The 19896-nt window shown below is 65.9% G+C and carries 15 protein-coding genes; 10 read left to right on the forward strand and 5 right to left on the reverse strand.

The features are described from left to right. The first annotated feature begins 173 nt into the window (after positions 1–173). A complete protein-coding gene (locus DIE29_RS01100) occupies positions 174–467 on the forward strand; it encodes an ArsR/SmtB family transcription factor (protein WP_102040639.1) in 294 nt (97 codons plus the stop codon). A 30-nt stretch (positions 468–497) separates the two neighbouring features. After that, complete coding sequence (locus DIE29_RS01105) at positions 498–1616, forward strand: alkene reductase (protein ID WP_102040640.1); 1119 nt, start codon at positions 498–500, stop codon at positions 1614–1616. Positions 1617–1622: 6 nt separating this feature from the next. On the opposite strand, the gene DIE29_RS01110 is transcribed toward DIE29_RS01105, so the two are convergent. From DIE29_RS01110 to DIE29_RS01125, 4 genes are all read right to left on the reverse strand, one after another. After that, positions 1623–2495, reverse strand: coding sequence for an alpha/beta fold hydrolase (locus DIE29_RS01110; RefSeq protein ID WP_102040641.1), 873 nt, complete (start codon positions 2493–2495; stop codon positions 1623–1625). Positions 2496–2584: 89 nt separating this feature from the next. Next, positions 2585–3754: an alpha-hydroxy acid oxidase gene (locus tag DIE29_RS01115; protein WP_102040642.1), complete on the reverse strand. Its 1170-nt coding sequence runs from the start codon at positions 3752–3754 to the stop codon at positions 2585–2587. Between the two features lie 95 nt (positions 3755–3849). Then, positions 3850–4770 (reverse strand): LysR family transcriptional regulator, encoded by a 921-nt coding sequence (locus DIE29_RS01120; RefSeq protein ID WP_102040643.1) that lies wholly within the window; start codon positions 4768–4770, stop codon positions 3850–3852. 96 nt (positions 4771–4866) lie between these two features. After that, positions 4867–5748 (reverse strand): LysR family transcriptional regulator, encoded by an 882-nt coding sequence (locus DIE29_RS01125; RefSeq protein ID WP_114648957.1) that lies wholly within the window; start codon positions 5746–5748, stop codon positions 4867–4869. A gap of 110 nt (positions 5749–5858) precedes the next feature. On the opposite strand from DIE29_RS01125, the gene DIE29_RS01130 reads away from it, so the two are divergent. The 8 genes from DIE29_RS01130 (at position 5859) to groL (ending at position 19155) form a co-directional block, all read left to right on the forward strand. Then, positions 5859–7439, forward strand: a complete 1581-nt coding sequence (locus tag DIE29_RS01130; RefSeq protein ID WP_114648958.1) for an NADH-quinone oxidoreductase subunit L — start codon at positions 5859–5861, stop codon at positions 7437–7439. A 19-nt stretch (positions 7440–7458) separates the two neighbouring features. Further along, positions 7459–10020, forward strand: a complete 2562-nt coding sequence (locus tag DIE29_RS01135) for a YbcC family protein (RefSeq protein WP_114648959.1) — start codon at positions 7459–7461, stop codon at positions 10018–10020. Between the two features lie 92 nt (positions 10021–10112). Next, positions 10113–13280 carry an ATP-binding protein gene (locus DIE29_RS01140; RefSeq protein WP_114648960.1) on the forward strand — a complete coding sequence of 1056 codons (3168 nt, stop codon included), beginning with the start codon at positions 10113–10115 and terminating at the stop codon, positions 13278–13280. A 53-nt stretch (positions 13281–13333) separates the two neighbouring features. Beyond that, entirely contained in the window at positions 13334–14368 is a 1035-nt protein-coding gene (locus DIE29_RS01145) for an HD domain-containing phosphohydrolase (RefSeq protein ID WP_102040648.1), read from the forward strand. Beyond that, entirely contained in the window at positions 14365–16245 is a 1881-nt protein-coding gene (locus DIE29_RS01150) for a diguanylate cyclase (protein ID WP_114648961.1), read from the forward strand. The genes DIE29_RS01145 and DIE29_RS01150 overlap by 4 nt, the downstream gene beginning before the upstream one ends. Positions 16246–16404: 159 nt before the next feature. Next, positions 16405–17049: a diguanylate cyclase gene (locus tag DIE29_RS01155; RefSeq protein WP_102040652.1), complete on the forward strand. Its 645-nt coding sequence runs from the start codon at positions 16405–16407 to the stop codon at positions 17047–17049. Between the two features lie 129 nt (positions 17050–17178). Beyond that, entirely contained in the window at positions 17179–17496 is a 318-nt protein-coding gene (locus DIE29_RS01160; RefSeq protein WP_102040653.1) for a co-chaperone GroES, read from the forward strand. A gap of 36 nt (positions 17497–17532) precedes the next feature. Next, entirely contained in the window at positions 17533–19155 is a 1623-nt protein-coding gene (gene groL, locus DIE29_RS01165) for a chaperonin GroEL (RefSeq protein ID WP_102040654.1), read from the forward strand. Positions 19156–19258: 103 nt separating this feature from the next. On the opposite strand, the gene paaY is transcribed toward groL, so the two are convergent. Next, the gene (gene paaY / locus DIE29_RS01170) at positions 19259–19861 is read right to left on the reverse strand and encodes a phenylacetic acid degradation protein PaaY (RefSeq protein ID WP_102040655.1); all 603 of its coding nucleotides are present in this window, start codon (positions 19859–19861) and stop codon (positions 19259–19261) included. Positions 19862–19896: the final 35 nt, after the last annotated feature.

Raw genomic sequence — 19896 nt, forward strand, 5'->3', positions numbered from 1 at the left:
AGATGGAAACGAATTGTCCGGCATCCGCTGGCCTGGATGAGCGGAAAGGCACTGGACAAATCGATGGGTTGCGATGAATGGATCGTGAAATTCAAAACTAAATTTCTTTAAAAATCGATTCTTGCATCGATTAGTATCGATGTTAGAATCTCCTTATTACGATTTGCTCGCCTATGGATCTCGACGAAGTCATCAAAGCGCTGGCCCATCCGGTCAGACGCGAAATGCTGCAATGGCTCAAGGCGCCGGAAAAACACTTTGCTGATCAGGAGCATCCGCTGGAATTCGGCGTGTGTGCCGGCAAGTTCGAGCGTTGCGGGCTGTCGCAATCGACCGTATCCACGCATCTGGCCATTCTTGCGCGTGCCGGGCTGGTCACCACCCGGCGGATTGGCCAGTGGGTGTTCTACAAACGCAACGAAGACACCATTGCCGAGTTCTTGCGCCAAATCAGTGATGAACTTTGAACCTTTGTCTCAGACACGGAGCGTGACCCCATGACCACCTTGTTCGATCCGCTGGTTGCCGGCGAACTGAAGCTCGCCAATCGCATTGCCATGGCCCCGCTCACCCGCAACCGTGCCCCCGGCGCGGTGCCGCCGCCGATGGCCGCCACTTACTATGCACAGCGCGCCAGCGCGGGTTTGCTGATCACCGAAGCGACCGCAATCAGTGCGCAGGGCCAGGGCTATGCCAACGTGCCGGGCCTGTACGCGCCCGAGCAGGTCGCCGGCTGGCGCCGGGTCACCGAGACGGTGCATGCCGCCGGCGGCACCATCGTCACCCAGCTCTGGCATGTGGGGCGGGTATCGCACACCGCACTCCAGCTAGGCGGCGCAGCGCCGGTGGCGCCCTCGGCGATTGCCGCCAAGACCAAAACCTATCTGATCGATGCAGACGGCCGCGGCCGCTTCGTGCCCACTTCCGAGCCGCGGGCGCTGGCGATCGAGGAGATTCCCGGCATCGTGGCCGACTACCGCCGTGCCGCGCGCGCGGCCATGGAGGCGGGCTTCGACGGTGTCGAAGTGCATGCGGCCAATGGCTATCTGATCGATCAATTCCTGCGCGCGAGCAGCAACCGGCGCACCGACGCCTATGGCGGCAGCATTGCCAACCGTGCCCGGCTGTTGCTGGAGGTCATGGCCGCGGTCACCGAAGAAATCGGCGCCGGCCGTGTGGGGGTGCGCATCTCACCGGTCACGCCGGCCAACGACGTCTCCGATCCGGCGCCGCAAGCGCTGTTTACCTACGTGGTGGAGCAATTGGCGCGCTGGCCGCTGGCCTATGTGCACATCATCGAAGGCGCCACCGGTGGGCCGCGCGATTACCAACAGGGCGACACGCCTTTCGACTACGGCGCGCTGCGCGCCGCTTATACCCAGGCTGGCGGGCGCGCTGCCTGGATGGTCAATAACGGCTACGACCGCGAACTGGCCATGGCCGCGGTGGCCGAAGGCCGGGCGGATATCGTTGCCTTTGGCAAGGCTTTCATCGCCAATCCCGACCTGGTGCGCAGGCTGCGCGAGAACGCCCCGCTCAACGCCTGGGACAGTAACACCTTCTACGGTGGCGATGCGCGAGGCTACCTGGATTATCCAACGCTCGAGCCCGCTTGAACGGGCTCAGTCGCGCAGCAGAAAGTCCTCGAGCGCAGCGGCGACCGCCTCCGGGCGGTCGTGCTGGAGGTTATGGCCGGTGCCGGCCAGGCGGATGACCTGCAGGTTGGCAAAGCAGTTCAGGCGGCGTCGATACTCTTGCGGATCATCGTCGAAGCGTTGACTGACGAAACCGTCTTCGGCCTCCAGCATCAGGACCGGCGCGGCGATGCGCCGCCAAGCGGCCATGGCGTCGGTGATGCGATACAGAAACGGCGCCGGCACCTTGTGCCAAGGGTCGCAGGCCATCTCCACTTGTCCGTCGGCGCGCACCCGGCCTACATGGCGGGCGAGAAAATCCGCCCGCGCTGCGCTCAGGCGCGGATTGGCCGCCTGCAGCCGGCGGGCCAGCGCGGCATGGTCGGGGTAGCTGCGCAGTTGCGGGCAGCCGGTCTGCGCGTCCAGCCAGGCGAGCAGGTGGTCGGCGGGGTCTTCGGCCGGCGGCTTGAGCCCGAGAAAGTCGAGCATCGCCAGACGCGCCACGCGCTGCGGACGCAGACCGGCATAGACCGCGGCAATGCTCGCCCCCATGCTATGGCCCACCAGTTGTGCCGGCGCCGAGGGCGAATAGTGGGCCAGCAGCGCGTCCAGATCGGCGTAATAGTCGGGAAACCAATAGCACCGCCCCAGCCATTCGGAATCGCCGTAGCCGCGCCAGTCGGGCGCGATCACCTGCCAGTCCTGTGTCAGCGCCTCGACCACGAATTGGAAGGTGGCCGAGGTATCCATCCAGCCGTGCAGCATGAACACCCGCGGCGCCTCGGCCGGCCCCCAACGGCGCACGTTGTAACGCAGTCCGCGCACGATGAGTTGTTCGGTGGTGGCGTGGGCAGGGTACATGGCCGGTGTCTGGATGAAAGGGAGCGGCATTCTATCCCTTGCCCGCGCCCTGCGGGCCAGTGGCCGCCATCGCGGCCGCCGGCACAGTGCTACGCCCCGCTGGGGAGCGCCTGCGGGTAAGTGCCCGGCACCAGAATCTCGCGCCCGACGTTGCGGATGTCGGTGTGTCCGCAAAAGGCCATGGTGATGTCCATTTCGCGGTAAATCAGCTCCAGGCATTTGCTCACCCCGGCCTCTCCCAGCGCGCCCAGACCGTAAAGGAACGGGCGGCCGATCAGCGTGCCGCGAGCGCCCAGGGCGATCGCTTTGAGCACGTCCTGACCGCTGCGGATACCGCCGTCCATCCATACCTCGATACGGCTGCCCACCGCGTCTACGATGGCCGGCAGGGCGCTGATCGACGACGGTGCGCCATCGAGCTGGCGGCCACCGTGATTGGACACCACCAACGCATCGGCGCCGCTGTCGGCGGCCAGGCGGGCATCTTCGGCGTCCATGATGCCTTTGAGGATCAGTTTGCCGCCCCACAGTTTCTTGACCCACTCCACGTCTGCCCAGGACAGCGTGGGGTCGAACTGTTCGGCCGTCCAGCTTGCCAGCGAGGACATATCGGCCACGCCCTTCGCATGCCCGACGATATTGCGGAAGGTGCGCCGCTCGGTGCCCAGCATCCGCAGGCACCAGCGCGGCTTGGTGGCCAGGTTGATCAGGTTGGCGAGCGTGGGCTTGGGCGGCGCGGACAGCCCGTTTTTGATGTCCTTGTGGCGCTGGCCGAGGATCTGCAAGTCCAAGGTGAGCATCAGCGCCGAGCACTTGGCCGCTTGCGCGCGCTCGATCAGCCGGCGGATGAAGTCGCGGTCGCGCAGCATATACACCTGGAACCAGAACGGTGCGCTGGTGTGCGCGGCCACGTCCTCGATCGAGCAGATGCTCATGGTCGATAGCGTAAACGGCACGCCGAATTTTTCTGCTGCGCGCGCGGCCAGAATCTCTCCGTCGGCATGCTGCATACCGGTCAGTCCGGTCGGCGCCAGCGCCACCGGCATGGTTACCGCCTGCCCGGCCATGGTGGTGGCCAGGCTGCGCCCTTCCATGTTCACCGCCACGCGCTGGCGCAGGCAGATGCCTTGGAAGTCGCGCTCATTGGCGCGGTAAGTGGTTTCGGTCCACGAGCCCGAGTCAGCGTAATCGTAGAACATGCGCGGCACGCGCTTTTGGGCCAGACGGCGCAAGTCTTCGACGCAAGTGATGACGGTCATGTGCGGTCTCCGTATCCGTTTGAGTGTTTGCCGGCATCCGGCAGGCAGCTTAACGGATCGTGACCGATGATGGCGATGCCGGCCCGGAAGAAAATTCAGCGCCGGCGCGAAAGAAGTTCCGCCGCCTCATCCTCGGCGGTGCGGCAAACCCCGCGCAGCCAGTCGGCGAACACCGCGGCGGCGCCCTGCGGTGCGGCATGGGCAATGTAGTACTGGGTGCGCGCCGGCGCCTGTAGCCCAAAGAGCGGCACCAAGGCCCCGGTGCGCAGCCACGGTCGGGCCAGAGTCGGCCGCCCGGGGGCCACCCCTTGAGCACTGGCGGCCGCTTCCAGCAGCAGGCCGAGGTCTACCAGGCGCGGACCGCGGGCCGGCTCGTCGCGTGGCGCCAGTCCGGCGGCGGCAAACAACGGCGCCCATGGCTCCAGCGGCGAGCGCAGCAGGGGTAGCGTAGCCAGCGCCGCCGGCCCGGCGGATAGATCGCATCCGGCCAACAGCGCCGGTGCGGCCAGCGGCACCACCAGGTCGTTCATCAACACCTCGCCGCCATGCGCGGCCACGTCGCCGTGGCGCACTTCCAGTTGCGCGTCGCCGGCGGCCTGGTCCAGATACGGCACCGAGAGCACGATTTCCAACTCGATCTGCGGGTGCGCGCGGGTAAAGGAGGCCAGCGCCGGCACCAGTATCTGGCGCGCAAAGGTCGGCGGTGCGCATACCCGCAGGCGTTCGAGCCGCTGTACCGCACGCCGATGCAATGGCACCGCAGCCAAAAGGCCCAGCGCCGCGCGCACCTGCTCCAGGTATTCCTTGCCCTGCGCGGTCAGTGTCAGCGCCTTGCCGCCGCGCACCAGCAGGCTGGTGCCCAGCAGCGCTTCTACCGTGGCCACCCGCTTGCTGACTGCGCTGGCGGTGATATTGAGTTCCTCGGCGGCGCGCTCGAAGCTGCCCAGGCGTGCCGCGGCTTCGAAGGCGCAAAGACCATCGATGGAAGGAAAGCGGGCGTCGGCAAAGTCGGCCATGAGACAAGGGAAGGTGGTCTGCGCCGGCCTACGCGGCGTGGTAAAGGGGAACGGCGTATTGTCGTGGCGCGGTCGAACCGTGCGCAAGCGCCGGGTTCAGTCGGTCCCCAGCAGCCGGTCGAGCGTGTCGCTGTGGTGCCGGCGCGGCGTAGTAATGGCATAGAAGCGTTCTTCCAGCCCGGCCGGCTGCCCGACGCTGACCAGCACTCCGCTGCGCAGCTCGTCCTGCACCACCACCTCGGGCAGTACCGCAAGCCAGCCGCTGTCACGGGCAATCAGCCGCAGCATGGCCATGTCATCGACTTCGGCACGCAGCCGCGGCTTGACGCCGGCTGCCAGACACAGGGCATCGAACTGGGCACGCAGCGCGTGGCGGGGGCCGGGCAGCGCAAGGTCGACCGCATCCAGATCCTCCGGTACCCGTAGCCGGCGTCCGCGCCAGCCTGCCGCCGGGCCCACCAGCGAGATCGCCTGGCTGCCAAGAAAGCGGCAATGCAGCGGGCGGTCCGGGTCGGCAGGGACCGGCTCGTTGGCCAGCACCACGTCCAGCTTGTGCTCCACCAGCCGCGCCAGCAACCCTTCGAGCACGCCGGATTCCAGGGTCAGGACCACCGCAGGATCGGCCAGCAACGGGCGGATCCAGTTTTCCTGATAGTTGCGCGACATCGTTGCCACGCTGCCCACGCGCAGGCGCAGCATGCCTGCTGCGCGGCCATGCAGGCGGCCCAGCAGCTCCTGGCCCAAGCCGAAGATGTCTTCGGCATAGGTCAGCACCAGCCGGCCGGTGTCGGTCAGGCGCAGTTGTCGCCCTTGGCGCTCGAACAGTGCTTCACCCAGACGCTCTTCCAGTTGCCTGATCTGGGCCGACAGCGCCGATTGCGAAATGTGCAGCGCCTGTGCGGTACGGGTCAGATGACCGCTGCGGGCTACCCGCCAGAAGTAAAACAGATGGTGAAAGTTGAGTCGTTCGAGATTCATGGCTGTCAATCATTCTATTTGACGGAACAATACATTCTAAATAATGACTTTTACAGAACGATCATTGCTGTGCATCCTATGGCCCACATGTTTCTTACCGGTGCGCAATCATGGAATCCATCCTTATTCTTTTGCCGTTGGCGCCGTTTGCCTCGATGCTGGTTGCGCTGCTCTCGGCTGGCGTGCGCGGCAGCATCGAGCAGGTGTGGCGGCGTTTTTGCGCGTTGTCTGCCTTGGCGCTGCTGTGCGCCCTGGCGCTGGCCCTGATGTACTCGGTCGGCAGGCTGCCTGCGGCGGCCTTTCTGCCGCCGTCTTCGGGGTTGGCGCTGACCACGCTGGGGGTGTGGCTGGCCGTGCTGGCGCAGTCTCTGGGCACGGTGATCGGCGTGTTCTCCTCACGCTATCTGGACGGTGAGCCGCGGCAGAGACGCTTCATCGCGGCGCTTGCCGGCGTGTTGGCGGCGGTGCATGGACTACTCTTCGCCGATCATTGGCTGGTCTTGATCGCTGCCTGGGCGGCGATTGGCTTCGCCCTGGAGCGCTTGCTGTGTTTTTACCCGGAGCGCCCGTTTGCCTTGCTGGCTGCGTTCAAAAAACGCCTGGCCGACCGTGTGGCCGACGGGCTGCTAATCCTGGCGGCAGCGCTGGCCTGGGCTGAGGTCGGCAGTGGTTCGCTGTCGGCGCTGGGGCAGCAGCTGGCGGTCGGGCCGGCATCGGCCGCGCTGCAGGCCAGCGCGGTGTGCCTGGTTTTGGCCGTCATTTTGCGTACCGCGCTGTTGCCGGTGCATGGCTGGCTGATCCAGGTCATGGAGGCGCCCACCCCGGTGTCGGCGCTGCTGCATGCCGGGGTGGTCAATCTTGGTGGGTTCGTGCTGATCCGCTTTGCGCCAATGCTCGAAGCAGCGCCTGCTGCGCGTTGGCTGCTGGTTGGCGTGGGCCTGGCCACCGCGGTGCTTGCCGGGTTGGTGATGCTGACCCGGGTCAGCATCAAGGTGCGGCTGGCGTGGTCCACCGTGGCGCAAATGGGTTTCATGGTGCTCGAATGCGGCCTGGGCCTCTATACCCTGGCGGCGGCGCACTTGATCGGTCATTCGCTCTACAAAGCACATGCCTTCCTGGCTGCCTCCTCGGTGGTACGTGACAGCAAGCTGGCGGCGATGCGTGGCCGCACCAGGGTGTCGGGCGCCAGTCTGTTGTGGGCGCCCGGGGGGGCCTTGGCTGTGGTGGCAATGGTCCAGTTTGCTTGGCCGACTCAGGCTTGGCCGTGGTGGTGGAGCGGCGTGCTCGCACTGGCTTGGGCGCCGCTGCTGTGGTGGCCGGCGGTGGGCGAGGCGGGCGCACGGCTTTTTGCCGCCCGCGCCATGGCAGGGCTTGCCATGCTCTTTGCGCTGTCCGTGCTCGCTACGCTGGCGCATGCGCTGCCGCTTGGCCTGCGCGATGCGCCGCTGGAGGCTGCCGGCGTTGTGGCACTGGCTGGTATGGCCGCCCTGTATCTGAATCTGGCGCTGATGCAGCGTGAAGTTCCGCGCTTACAGACCTGGCGGCGCTGGGCTTACGCCGGTTTTTACCTCGACGAGTTCTACACCCGCCTGGCGCTGCGCGTATGGCCAGCACGCTGGATGCCTGCCGCATCCACCCCCACCGACCCGCTGGTGCTGGGTGCTGCGACCGAAATGTCCAATAGCAAGTGATTCACGAACGGAGTCTGCAATGAATACGCTTACCCACTTTGCCGCCTCCAGGCCGGCTGCGTTGGACCCGGCAACAGTGTCATTCAACGCCGGCGCGGACCAAGTGCCCGACCCTGCACTGCTGGCGCAAATCGATGCGGCATGCGAACAGGCTTGTCAGGCCATTGCCCCGGTTTGGCCGCTGGATCGCGCCATAGCGGTCAATCCCCACTGGGGGCGGATCGGTTCGAGCGTGCGTGCGGTGGCCGCGCGCATGGCCGTGCTGGGCGGCATCCGGGTGTTTGCGCCGCGCAGCGCGCTGGCCGAATACTGGGCGACGGGCCGCATCACCGAGGACGATCTGGCGCAAGCATTGCGCAGCTTGCCGGCTGCGCAGGCGGCCGGGCTGGATCGACAGCGCTGTATTGCCGCGCTGAGCCGACCGGCGCAGCTGCCGCAGCTACCTTTGTTGATCGATGTGCTCGACGACGATCCGCAGCGCCACGCCCGCCTGTCCTGGCGGCAGGCCATCACCCATCAGGTGAGCCAGACCTGCGCCAGTTATTTTGACCAGTATCAGGCCGATTGGCAGCCGGCGCGCGGCCAGGGGCTGTATGCGTTCTGGCGTGACACGCTGACCCACGACCACGGCATTGGGGTGTTGATGGGGTTGCCGCAGCTCCACTGCGCCCTCGACGCTCTGCCGGCAACGCCTCAGGCCGCCGAGTGCTGGGCGCTGCAGCGTCTGGGCTTGCCCGCGGCGGTGTGGGCAGACTACCTGGAAGCGGTGTTGCTCACCGTCAATGGATGGGCGTCCTGGTGTGCGTATTTGGGCTGGCAGGCCCGCCTGGCGGGGCGTACCGACCCTCATCTGCGCCAATTGCTGGCCATCCGCTTGGCCTGGGGCGCAATTTTGCTCGAATGCAAGGACGACGCCGCGGCGCGCTGGGCCTTTGCCGCGGTGCAGACCGAGTGGCGGCGCGCGCCCGAGCTGTTCGAGCAGGCCGCTGCCGCGTTGCAGGTCGATGAAGTCTGGCAGCTCGCCCTGGAGCTGGGCTATCAGCGCGAGCTAGCCGGCAAGCTTCAGGGGGCGCCGACGACGGCCGTCACCGCACACGAAGCGGCGGTCGAGGTGCAGGCAGCCTTCTGCATTGATGTGCGCAGCGAACCGTTGCGCCGTGCCTTGGAGTCCGTATCGCCGGCCATTCAGACCATCGGCTTCGCAGGTTTTTTTGGTTTGCCGATTGCCTATGCGCCCCTGGCCACCACGGCGCTTCGCCCGCAATTGCCCGGCTTGTTCGCGCCCAGCCTGACCGTGCAAGACCGCATCGATCCCGGTTCCGAGGCCGGTGTGCGCCCCACCGAGGCGGCGGCGCGCGCCCGTCGGCAACGCTTTGCCTGCGCCGAACAGGGCCTTGCCGCCAGCCGTTGGCCGGCCGCTGCCTATGCTTTTGTGGAAGCGGCTGGCGTGGCGTATCTCGGTCCGTTGGCGCGTTGGATCGCGCCGGCGCGGCGATCGCGCCCGCGCGACGATTTGGCCGGCCTGCCGGCCCGTTACCGGCAGGCCTGTCGCCCCGCATTGGACGGTATCGATCCGGACGCCCGCGTGGCGCTGGCGGCGCGGGTGCTGCAAGCCATGGGCTTGACGCGCCGGTTTGCGCCGTTGGTACTCCTGGTCGGGCATGGCAGTCAGAGCGCCAACAATGCCCAGGCCGCGGCGCTCGATTGCGGCGCGTGCTGCGGCCAAACCGGCGAAGTCAATGCCCGCGTGCTGGCGCGGCTGCTCAACGACGCCAAGGTGCGCGCCGGCCTGGCTGCGGGCGGCATCTCGATTCCGGCGCAGACGGTGTTCTTGGCCGCGCTGCACAACACCACCACGGACGAAATCGAAGCCTTCGATGTGGATCTTCTGCCCGCGGACGTGCGTGCGCGGTGGGCGCACCTGCAGCCGCTGTTCGACCAAGCTTGCGAGCGGGTGCGCCGCGAGCGCGCCCCAAGTCTGGGCCTGGATGCAAAGGCTGCGCCCCGGCAGCTTTTGGATTGGTTGCGCCGGCGGGCCAACGACGGTGCGCAGACCCGGCCGGAGTGGGGCTTGGCCGGCAATGCGGCCTTCATCATTGCGCCACGCCACCGTACCCGCGGGGTGAGCTTGAACGGCCGTTGCTTCTTGCACGATTACGATGCCGCCCAGGATGCCGACGGCAGCGTACTGGAACTGCTGATGACTGCGCCGATGCTGGTCACCCACTGGATCAACTGGCAATACCACGCTTCGCGCTGCGATCCCGAGCGTCTGGGCAGCGGCAACAAAGTGCTGCACAACGTGGTCGGCGGGGGGATCGGCGTGTTTGAAGGCAACGGCGGCGATTTGCGCATCGGCCTGTCACGCCAGTCGCTGCACGATGGCCAGCGCTGGGTGCATGAACCGCTGCGTCTGACCGTGGTAATCGATGCGCCTGCCGAGGCGATCGACAAAGTGATCGGTCGCCACGCCGTGGTGCGTCAATTGATCGAAAACGGCTGGCTGCACCTATGGCGTTACGACGGCGATCGTCTCTTGCAGCGCGACGGCGGCAGGTGGCGGCCGCTGGCGGCGGTATAGAACGGTGCCGCCGCAGAAGGGCACTGCGGCGGCAAACAGGGGGCGTAAGAATCCGGGTAGACTGGCGCGCATGAAATCTGGCCGAGGCCATCATGCGCAGGAATCTGCCGGTTACCGGCAAGGAAATCGAGCTACCTGAGAACCTCACCTTCGTCACCCAGACCGATCTCAAAGGGCGGATCACTGAGGCGAACGACGCTTTTTGTACGATCACCGGATTCTGCCGGGCAGAGCTGATCGGCCAGCCGCACAATCTGGTGCGCCATCCCGACGTGCCGCCGGCGCTGTTTGAACAATTGTGGCGCACCCTGGCGGCCGGACGGCCATGGCGCGGCGTCATCAAAAACCGGGTCAAAAACGGCGATCACTACTGGGTGGAAGCCTTCGTCACCCCGGTGCGCCGGGGCGGCGAGATCATCGGTCATCTGTCGGTGCGCCACCCTGCCAGCCCCAAGCAGGTGGCCGAGGCCGAACGACTTTACGCCCGGCTTTGGCAGGGCGAGCGGGTGATTTCACCCCGGCCGCCGTGGTTTGCCCGACTATCCATCCGTACCCGGCTCGCCATGGTAATGGCCGCAATGGCCTGTTTATTGATCGGCGGTGCGGTCGTCGGCACCCTGGGGGTGTGGCAAGGCATGCGCGATCTGGCCCGCTTGGAGCAACAGCACATCGGCGCTGCCCGCCTGCTGGCGCAAACCGAGCGAACACTGGGTGAGAACAGCCGCCAAGCCTTGCTGGCGCTGCAGCACAGTCCGGAAAGTCCTTTCGCGGGGCTGCATGACCATGCGCTCGCCCATCATCTACAGGCCCTGGAGGCCAACTGGCAGCAATCCGAACAGGCGCTCGCCGGCTTGCGCAGCTTGCTGGCCGAAGTCAATCTGCAGCACGCGGTGGCGACCTTGACGGATGCGCATCGGCGATACCTCGAAGAAGGGCTGCAACCGGTACGCGATGCACTGCTCGCCGGGCGTTTTGAGCTCGCCAACCGGCTATTGCTCACCCAGCTCAATCCGCGCCACGCCGAGGTGCACCAGGCCGCTGCCGCGCTGAGCACGGCGCTGGCGGCCGCGGCGCGGGCCGATCGCGACGCCCAGGCTGACCGCATACGAATCATCTTCGGATTTGCCGCCGGTGGTGCCGCGGTGGCGCTGCTTTTGATCGGCTGGGCCACTCGCCACCTGTTGGCCGCCATCGCCCGACCGTTGGAGGCGGCCAAAGGGTATCTGGACCGTATTGCCGAAGGTGACTTCCGGCAGCCCATCCCGATCGACCGGCGCGATGAAACCGGACAGGTGCTGCGGCGACTGGCCGTCATGCAAGCACGCCTGGAGGCACTGATCGATGCCCGGGCCACCGCCGAGGAAGTGGCCAGGCTGAAGTCGGAGTTTCTGGCCGTCATGAGTCATGAAATCCGCACGCCGCTCAATGGTGTCGTCGGCATGACCGATCTGTTGTTGACCACCCTGCTGGATCAGGAGCAGCAAGGCTACGCCCGAACCATCAAAGCCTCGGCCGATGCCTTGTTGGAGCTGATCGACGATATCCTGGATTACTCCAGGCTGGAGCGCGGCGGCGTAGAGTTCGAGCGAGCGCCGGTCGATTTGCGCGAATTGCTCGAAAGCGTGGTCGATATCGTCGCGCCGCGGGTGCAGGGTAAGGCCGTGACGCTGGCCAGCCACTGGGAGAGCGAGACACCGCCGGTCTTTATCGGCGATGCACACCGGGTGCGGCAAATTCTGCTCAATCTGCTGGGTAACGCGGCCAAATTCACCGACCAGGGCAGCATCGAACTGTTTGCGCGCAAAGTGACCTGGCAGGGGCAGCCGGCCATCGAATTTGCGGTCAAGGACACCGGCATCGGCATCGATCCGGCCGCCCGCGAGCGGCTGTTCAAACCCTTCACTCAAGCCGATGCCTCCACCACTCGGAAATACGGCGGCACCGGGTTGGGGTTAGCCATTTGCAAGCGTCTGGCCGAAGGCATGGGCGGAGAGCTGCTGGTCGACAGTTCCCCTGGGCAGGGCAGCACCTTTTGCCTGATTCTGCCTTTTCACGCTCCGGATGCCGACACGCTGGCCGCCTGGGGCGAGCGGCCCACCCACAGTTCGCTGGCCGGCAAGCGTATTGCGCTCGAGGGCGGGAGCGCGACCGAGCGCCGGTTGTGGCAGCAGATTCTGGCTGCCTGGCGGGTCGATCTGGCCGGCACGCCACCGGATCTACGGCTGATTCTGGCACCGCCCGGCGGGCTCGACCGCGCGGATCTGTGCCGGGAAGATGGCGTGCCCTGTGTGATCGCGCTGGCCAGCGCCGATGCGGCCGTGCGTCGGCAGCTGACCGCCCGGCAGATTCCGGTGATCGAACCGCCGCTCAAATCCTCGCTGATTTACGATGTGCTGGTCCAGGCCTTGGAGGGGCAAGCGGTTGCCGCGGTGGCAAGCACCGTGCCGGTCCCGTTGTCCGAAACCAGCGCCAACGAAGGCTTGACGATCCTGCTGGTCGAAGACAACCCGGTCAATCAACGGGTGGCCGCAGCCATGTTGGACAAGCTCGGCCACCGCACGGATATCGCCGACAGCGGGCGTATCGCGCTCGACATGTGGGCACCGGGCAAATACGATTTGATCCTGATGGACTGTCAGATGCCCGAGATGGACGGCTTTGCCGCCACGCGGGCCATCCGTGCGCGCGAAGCCGACGGCGCGCCGCATACGCCAATCATCGCCATGACCGCCAACGCGCTCGAAGGCGACCGTGAACACTGTTTGGCCGCCGGCATGGATGATTATCTGGCCAAACCGGTGACCCGCGAGCGCTTGGAAAGAGTGCTGGCGCGTTGGCAGTGTGCGCGGGCGGTGTCAGCGCCGGCGCAGCCCGCTCCTGCGGTCAGTGCGCCAACCGGGGCTGCCCAGTGGCTCGATCGTGCGCATCTGGCTGACATCACCGGCGGCGACGCTGCCTTGGCGCGCGAGTTGATCGCCCTGTTCGTCGCCGATCTGCCGCCGATGAGCGCCCGCCTGGCCGATGCCGCGGCGCAGGCCGGGGTTGACGGCGGCGCGGCGTTGGTCAAGGCTGCGCACGAAATCAAAGGCTCGGCGGGCAATCTGGGCCTGACCGGGCTGGCCGAAGCCGCCGCGGCGCTCGAGACCGTGGCCAAACAAGGCGCGCTCACCCTGGTGGCGGCGCGTCTTGCGGCGTTCAACCAGGCACGCAGCGTTTTTGAACAGCACTGGGAGGCCGGCAGTGACCAAGACCTGGTGTAATCACCGGCGGCGGCCGCTGCCCGGCGCAAAAAACTTGCACAAGGAATACGCTCATGGCCATTGTGCTGGCAGTCGATGACAACCACACCAATCTGCGCTTGATCGAGGCCATGTTGCGGGCGCTGCCCGAGGTGGAGTCGGTCATGCTCGACGACCCGGTACTGGCGCTCGACTGGTGTGCCGAAAACCGCCCGGATCTGATCTTGCTCGATTACATGATGCCGGAACTGGACGGCTTGGAATTCATGCGGCGGCTAAAGCGCACCATCGACTGTCCGGTCATCATGATCACCGCCGACACCGAGCGGCAGGTGCGTTACCAAGCGCTGGAACTGGGCGCACGGGATTTTCTCAACAAGCCGCTCGACCGTGCCGAGTTCATCGCACGGGTCAGAAACCAGCTCGCCCTGATCGATGCGCAGCGCAAACTTGCCGACCGTGCCGCCTGGTTGGCCGAAGAAGTGGACAAAGCCACCGCGCTGATCCGCAGCCGCGAGCATGAAACGGTGCTGCGCTTATCGCGCGCGGCCGAATACCGCGACCCGGAAACCGGCGCACACTTGCTGCGCATGGCCCACTACAGCCGCCTGATCGCAATCCAACTGGGGCTGCCGCGGGCCGAGGCGGAACTGTTGTTCCAAGCGGCGCCCATGCACGACGTGGGCAAAGTGGGCATACCCGATGCCATTTTGCTCAAGCCCGGCCGGCTGGACGAAGCCGAGTTTGCAGTCATGAAGCGCCATGCCGAAATCGGCCGCGATATCCTGTCCGGCTCCACTGCCGACCTGCTCTGCCTGGCGGCCGAAATCGCCTGGTCGCACCATGAAAAATGGGACGGTAGCGGTTATCCGCGTGGGCTGGCCGGCGAGGCGATTCCCCGCGCCGGACGCATCGTGGCGGTGGCCGATGTGTTCGATGCGCTCACTTCGGAACGCCCCTACAAGCGCGCCTGGCCGCTGGAGCGGGCGCGCCAGTTCCTGCTCGAACAGCGCGGCGCGCATTTCGATCCGGCTTGCGTGGACGCCTTCCTGGCCGTCTGGGACGATGCGCTGGCCATCCATGACTGCTACCGCGACAGCCTGACATGACGCGTCTTGCCCCCCTACGTTTTGCCGAATTGAAAGCCGGCGGGCGTCTGCCTTCGCCTTCGGGCCCGGCGCTGCGTCTGATCGAACTGTTGGCCTGCGATACCACGGCTTTGTCCGAAATCGTGCGCGAGGTGCAACAGGACCCTGCGCTGACCGGGCGGATCCTCAAACTTGCCAACGCATCCGCTTTTGCGCGGCCGCGACCGGCGGTGGCCATCACCGTCGACGTACTGATGACTATCGGCCTGCCGGCGCTACGGCAATGGGCGCTGGCCTGCGCCTTGATCGACGGCTACCGCAGCGGCCTGTGCAAAGCGCTCGACTATCCGGCGTTCTGGTCGCGGGCAATCGCCCGCGGCGCGGCGGCGCAAACACTGGGCGCAGCCTTGCGGTTGGCGCCGCCGGCCGAGCTCTACACCCTGGGTCTGGTTGCCGACATCGGTTTGCTGGGTCTGGCCAGCATCGAACCCGAACGCTTTGGCCCCATCCTGGCCCAGACCGGCCCGACGCGCGCCGAGCGCCTGGCCGCCGAGCAGGCCGCCTTCGGTTTCGATGAGCGCGGGCTTGCCATCGGACTGCTGCGCGACTGGGGTTTTCCGGCGCTTTTTGTGGATGCCGTCGAGCGCGCGTTGTACCCCCCGGCCGAACCGACCGCCGTGGCCCCGCGCGCACAACGCCTGGCCTGGCTGCTGGCGCTGGCCGACCGTCTGGCCGCCCTCATCGATCTGGATGACCCCGCACGGCGTGCCCACTTGCAACCGCTGTTGGATGAGGCCCGCCGCCTCGATCTGGACGCGCAGCGCTTTCTTGCCCTGGCCGATGACAGTCTGACTGCGTGGCGGGAGTGGAGCGCCGTGTTTGCGTTGCCCACCTACACGCTGACGCCGTTTTCGACCTTGGCCATGACCACCGAGGAACCGCCGCAGTCCGGCCAGAGACCGCTGCGGGTGCTGGTGGTCGATGACGACAGCGCGCTGCGCCGGCTGCTCGAACACCAACTCGGCAAAGCCGGCTATCAGGTACGCACCGCGGCCGACGGTCGGCAAGGGCTGCACGAGGCGCTGGCTTGGCGCCCGGATATCCTCTTGACCGATCTGCTGATGCCGCACCAGGACGGCTTTGAACTGATCCGCAAGCTGCGCGCATCGGAACTGGGCCAGTCGCTGTACTGCATCGTGCTGTCTGTCGTCGACGACGAGGGACCCATGTCCGAAGCCTTCGCCCTGGGCGCCGACGACTATCTGGCCAAGCCGCTCAAACCGCGAACCCTTTTGGCCCGCCTGGATGCGGGCGCGCGCATCGTGCGGATGCAAAAAACGCTGGCCGAGCGCAATCTGGCGCTCAATCAAGCCCTGCGTCAGGTCGAAGCTCAGGCCTCGACCGACGCGCTTACCGGCCTGCCCAATCGCCGTTACATCGAGGCGCGCCTGGCGCAAGAATGCGCGGCCGCGGCGCGCAGTGGCCGCGCGCTGTCATGGTTGCTGCTCGATATCGATCATCTGCGGCGCGTGAACGACACCTACGGTCAAGCCGTCGGCGATGCGGTGCTGGTCGAAGTGGCCCGACGTATCCAGCACACCAAACGGCGCTCGGATGTCGCCGCCAGACTGGGTGGCGGCTCGTTCGCCATCATTGCGGTCGACACCCCGCCCCCGGCAGCGCGCCAGCTCGCCGAACGGCTACGCAGGGCAGTGGCCGCAGCGGATATCGCAGTCGGCGGCAAAAACATCCCGGTCACCGTCAGCATTGGCTTGGCCGGATACACCGCCGGCGGTGGCACCATCGACGCGCTGCGCCAAGCCGCCGAAGACGCCCTGGAACGCGCCAAGGCCCAAGGATGCAACCGGGTGGATTGCCAAGCGCAGCCGTCTGCTTGAACTTCCCAACCCATGGCCGCAAGTGCTCGAATGCAGCCGGTGCCCCCGGTCATACACGGGCATACCGGCTGTGCCGAAGGTCGGGCCTGCTCGCGGAACGGATGTGGTTTTGGTAAGTTTTGCTGGCGTGTCCGTGTGAGCAGATGGAGGAAAGTGGCCATGGACATCTTGACTAGCATCCAGGCGCAAATCGACGCGGTGCGGCTGCCGTTGTATGCGGTGTCAGTGTCTGCGGTGCGCAGCCCCGATACGCCGCTGTTGCTGTTGTTGCACTGGCACGGTTTTCGGCCCGAGGCGCAGCGCGAGCGCGCCGGCCGGCCGCGGCGGGCGGCGGTGCCGGGCACGGCGTTGCAGCTCAATTCACGCTGGCACACGCTGGAAGAGATCGAAGGCGCCATGTTGGACGCCGCCTGGCAGCTGGGCGCCTGGGATCTGGAGCGCAGTGTGCGCCGCGGCTGTGGCGAGGTGGGTGCGTCGGCCCAGGAAGCCCATGAATGCCGTCAGGCGTTTGGCGACAATCCGCTGGCGCCGGGCAGCGAAGCGCATCTGGTGGTCGAGGCGCCGGATCGCGATGAGCTGATGCAGGCCGCCGCCCGCCGCGGCTATGTGCGCTGGTTGTTCCGTCCGGTGCGCGCCGGGTTGTGGCGGGCGATTGCCGAGGACGACACCTTGAATGCCGAAGGCGGCCGCACCCCGCCTTGCCCGGTGATGCCGCGGCAGGTGGGCGAACCCGGCCGGGCACCGCAGGTGTATCGACTCGGGCGGGTGCGCCGCCTGGTGCTACCCGGATTGCCACCCTCTTGAAATCCGTTTCGGGCGCCCCTATATCGCGCTGCGTCGGTATGAGCCGGCTGCGCAGGCCACCGGCTGCATGTCAGCGGTGGCTTGGCGATCGTTGTTTCGGTGATATCAATTCGTAAAGGAGATCGACAGATGCACATTCGTCCCCTACGCGACCGGATCATCGTCAAGCGGGTCGAGGCCCAGCGCACGACCGCCTCTGGGATCGTGATTCCCGATACTGCCGCCGAGAAACCTGAACAAGGCGAAGTCGTTGCGGTCGGTCCTGGTCGACGCGACGACGCGGGGGCGTTGATCCCGATGGAAGTGAAGGTCGGCGATCTGGTGCTGTTTGGCAAGTACGCCGGACAGACCGTCAAGGTCGATGGCCAAGAACTGTTGGTCATGCGCGAAGACGATGTGATGGGTGTCATCGAGCGTGACGCTGCGGCACTGCAAAAGGCCGCCTGATTTTTCGGTTTATTGAATCGAGGAGAGACAACAGCTATGGCAGCAAAAATCGTCCAGTTCCATGATTCCGCCCGCGAACGCATCGTCCGCGGGGTCAACATCCTGGCCAACGCGGTCAAGGTCACCCTGGGACCGAAAGGCCGCAACGTGGTGTTGGAGCGCTCTTTCGGCGCGCCGGTGATTACCAAGGACGGTGTGTCGGTCGCCAAGGAAATCGAACTCAAGGACAAGTTCGAGAACATGGGCGCGCAAATGGTCAAGCAGGTTGCCTCCAAGACCGCGGATGTGGCCGGTGACGGCACCACCACCGCCACCGTGCTGGCTCAGGCCATCGTGGCCGAGGGCATGAAATATGTGGCGGCCGGCATGAATCCGATGGATCTTAAGCGCGGCATCGACAAGGCCGTGGCCGCCACCGTCGAAGAGCTGAAAAAACTGTCCAAGCCGTGCTCGACCAGCAAGGAAATCGCCCAGGTGGCCTCGATCTCGGCCAACTCCGACAGCGACATCGGCGACATCATTGCCCGCGCCATGGACAAGGTGGGCAAGGAAGGCGTGATTACCGTCGAAGACGGCAAGTCGCTGCAAAACGAGCTGGATGTGGTCGAAGGCATGCAGTTCGACCGCGGCTATCTGTCGCCCTACTTCATCAACAACCCGGACAAGCAGATTGCGGTGCTCGATGAGCCGCTGGTGCTGATCCATGACAAGAAGATCTCCAGCATCCGCGATCTGCTGCCGGTGCTCGAAGAGGTGGCCAAGGCCGGTCGTCCGCTGCTGATCATTGCCGAGGATATCGAAGGCGAAGCGCTGGCCACGCTGGTGGTCAACAGCATGCGCGGCGTGCTCAAGGTGGCGGCGGTCAAGGCGCCGGGCTTTGGCGACCGTCGCAAGGCCATGCTGGAGGATATCGCCATTCTGACCGGCGGTACGGTGATTTCCGAGGAAACCGGCAAGCAGCTCGAAAAAGCCACGCTCGCCGACTTGGGCCGTGCCAAGCGCGTCGAAGTGCACAAGGAAACCACCACCATCATCGACGGCGCCGGCGAGGATGCGAAGATCAAGGCCCGTGTGGCGGCGATCCAGCGTCAGATCGAAGAGGCGACCTCCGACTACGACCGCGAAAAACTGCAGGAACGTGTGGCCAAGCTGGCCGGTGGCGTGGCGGTGATCAAGGTCGGTGCCGCCACCGAAGTGGAAATGAAGGAGAAGAAAGACCGGGTGGACGATGCGCTGCATGCTACCCGTGCCGCGGTCGAAGAAGGCATCGTGCCCGGCGGTGGCGTGGCGCTGCTGCGCGCCCGCGCTGCCCTCAAGGCGCTCAAGGGCGACAACCATGACCAGGATGCCGGCATCAAGATCGTGCTGCGTGCGCTGGAAGAGCCCTTGCGTGCGATTGCCGCCAATGCCGGCGACGAGCCGAGCGTGGTGGTGGCCAAGGTCGAAAGCGGCCAGGGCAATTTCGGCTACAACGCTGCTTCCGGCGAATACGGCGACCTGGTCGAGATGGGCGTGATCGATCCGACCAAGGTCACCCGCAGCGCGCTGCAAAATGCGGCTTCGGTCGCGGGCCTGATCCTCACCACCGATGCCACGGTGGCCGAAGCGCCCAAGGAAGAAAAACCGGCTGCCCCGGCCATGCCGGAAATGGACTACTGATGCCGTTTGGCCAGCGTGCCCGCCGAGGGCAGGCTGGCGTGCTGATCGGCCTTGCGCCCGCACGGTTTGCCCGCTGCGGGCGTTTTTTATTCCGTATCCGGGATTATCCCTTTTTCGCATCGACCAGCGGCACCACGCCGGGAAACGCAAAGCGCTTGCGTCCCGGCTCCATTTCGGTGAGCGGCGCGCAGGCAGTCAGCGTCGACAGACTGCGTACGGTCAGATCCTGATAGCAGCGGGTGCCGTCCACCTTCCAGGCCAGTTCTTGTTCGGACAGCGCGCGCACCACCTTGGCCGGCATGCCGGCCGCCAGCATCCGGGGTGGGATTTCCATGCCGGCTTTGACAAAGGCGCAGGCGCCGACCATGGCCGATTCGCCGACGATGGCATTGTCCATGATGACCGCATTCATGCCGATCAGCGCGTTTTTACCGACCCGGCAGCCGTGAAGCACCGCGCCGTGGCCCACATGGCCGTCTTGTTCGATCACCGTGTCGGTGCCAGGGAAGCCGTGCATGACGCAGGTGTCCTGGATGTTGCTGCCTTCTTCCAACACGATGCGGCCAAAGTCGCCGCGTAAGCTGGCCAGCGGGGCGACGTAGCAGCGCGGACCGACGATGACATCGCCGATCAGCACCGCGTCCGGATGGACAAAGGCGTCCGGGTGGATGACCGGGCGCAGGCCGTCGATTTCGTAGCAGGGCATGGGCTTGTCTCCTGGATGGACAACGGGGCGCCGCA

The organism is Pseudothauera hydrothermalis, from assembly GCF_003345255.1.
Classification (GTDB): domain Bacteria; phylum Pseudomonadota; class Gammaproteobacteria; order Burkholderiales; family Rhodocyclaceae; genus Pseudothauera; species Pseudothauera hydrothermalis.

Bases quoted from the DNA above. Each gene is read 5' to 3' on its own strand.
- DIE29_RS01125 (WP_114648957.1), bottom strand. From the start codon at position 5,748: ATGAATCTCGAACGACTCAACTTTCACCATCTGTTTTACTTCTGGCGG.
- DIE29_RS01135 (WP_114648959.1), top strand. From the start codon at position 7,459: ATGAATACGCTTACCCACTTTGCCGCCTCCAGGCCGGCTGCGTTGGAC.
- groL (WP_102040654.1), top strand. From the start codon at position 17,533: ATGGCAGCAAAAATCGTCCAGTTCCATGATTCCGCCCGCGAACGCATC.
- DIE29_RS01110 (WP_102040641.1), bottom strand. From the start codon at position 2,495: ATGTACCCTGCCCACGCCACCACCGAACAACTCATCGTGCGCGGACTG.
- DIE29_RS01160 (WP_102040653.1), top strand. From the start codon at position 17,179: ATGCACATTCGTCCCCTACGCGACCGGATCATCGTCAAGCGGGTCGAG.
- DIE29_RS01140 (WP_114648960.1), top strand. From the start codon at position 10,113: ATGCGCAGGAATCTGCCGGTTACCGGCAAGGAAATCGAGCTACCTGAG.
- paaY (WP_102040655.1), bottom strand. From the start codon at position 19,861: ATGCCCTGCTACGAAATCGACGGCCTGCGCCCGGTCATCCACCCGGAC.
- DIE29_RS01120 (WP_102040643.1), bottom strand. From the start codon at position 4,770: ATGGCCGACTTTGCCGACGCCCGCTTTCCTTCCATCGATGGTCTTTGC.
- DIE29_RS01130 (WP_114648958.1), top strand. From the start codon at position 5,859: ATGGAATCCATCCTTATTCTTTTGCCGTTGGCGCCGTTTGCCTCGATG.
- DIE29_RS01115 (WP_102040642.1), bottom strand. From the start codon at position 3,754: ATGACCGTCATCACTTGCGTCGAAGACTTGCGCCGTCTGGCCCAAAAG.
- DIE29_RS01105 (WP_102040640.1), top strand. From the start codon at position 498: ATGACCACCTTGTTCGATCCGCTGGTTGCCGGCGAACTGAAGCTCGCC.
- DIE29_RS01150 (WP_114648961.1), top strand. From the start codon at position 14,365: ATGACGCGTCTTGCCCCCCTACGTTTTGCCGAATTGAAAGCCGGCGGG.
- DIE29_RS01100 (WP_102040639.1), top strand. From the start codon at position 174: ATGGATCTCGACGAAGTCATCAAAGCGCTGGCCCATCCGGTCAGACGC.
- DIE29_RS01155 (WP_102040652.1), top strand. From the start codon at position 16,405: ATGGACATCTTGACTAGCATCCAGGCGCAAATCGACGCGGTGCGGCTG.
- DIE29_RS01145 (WP_102040648.1), top strand. From the start codon at position 13,334: ATGGCCATTGTGCTGGCAGTCGATGACAACCACACCAATCTGCGCTTG.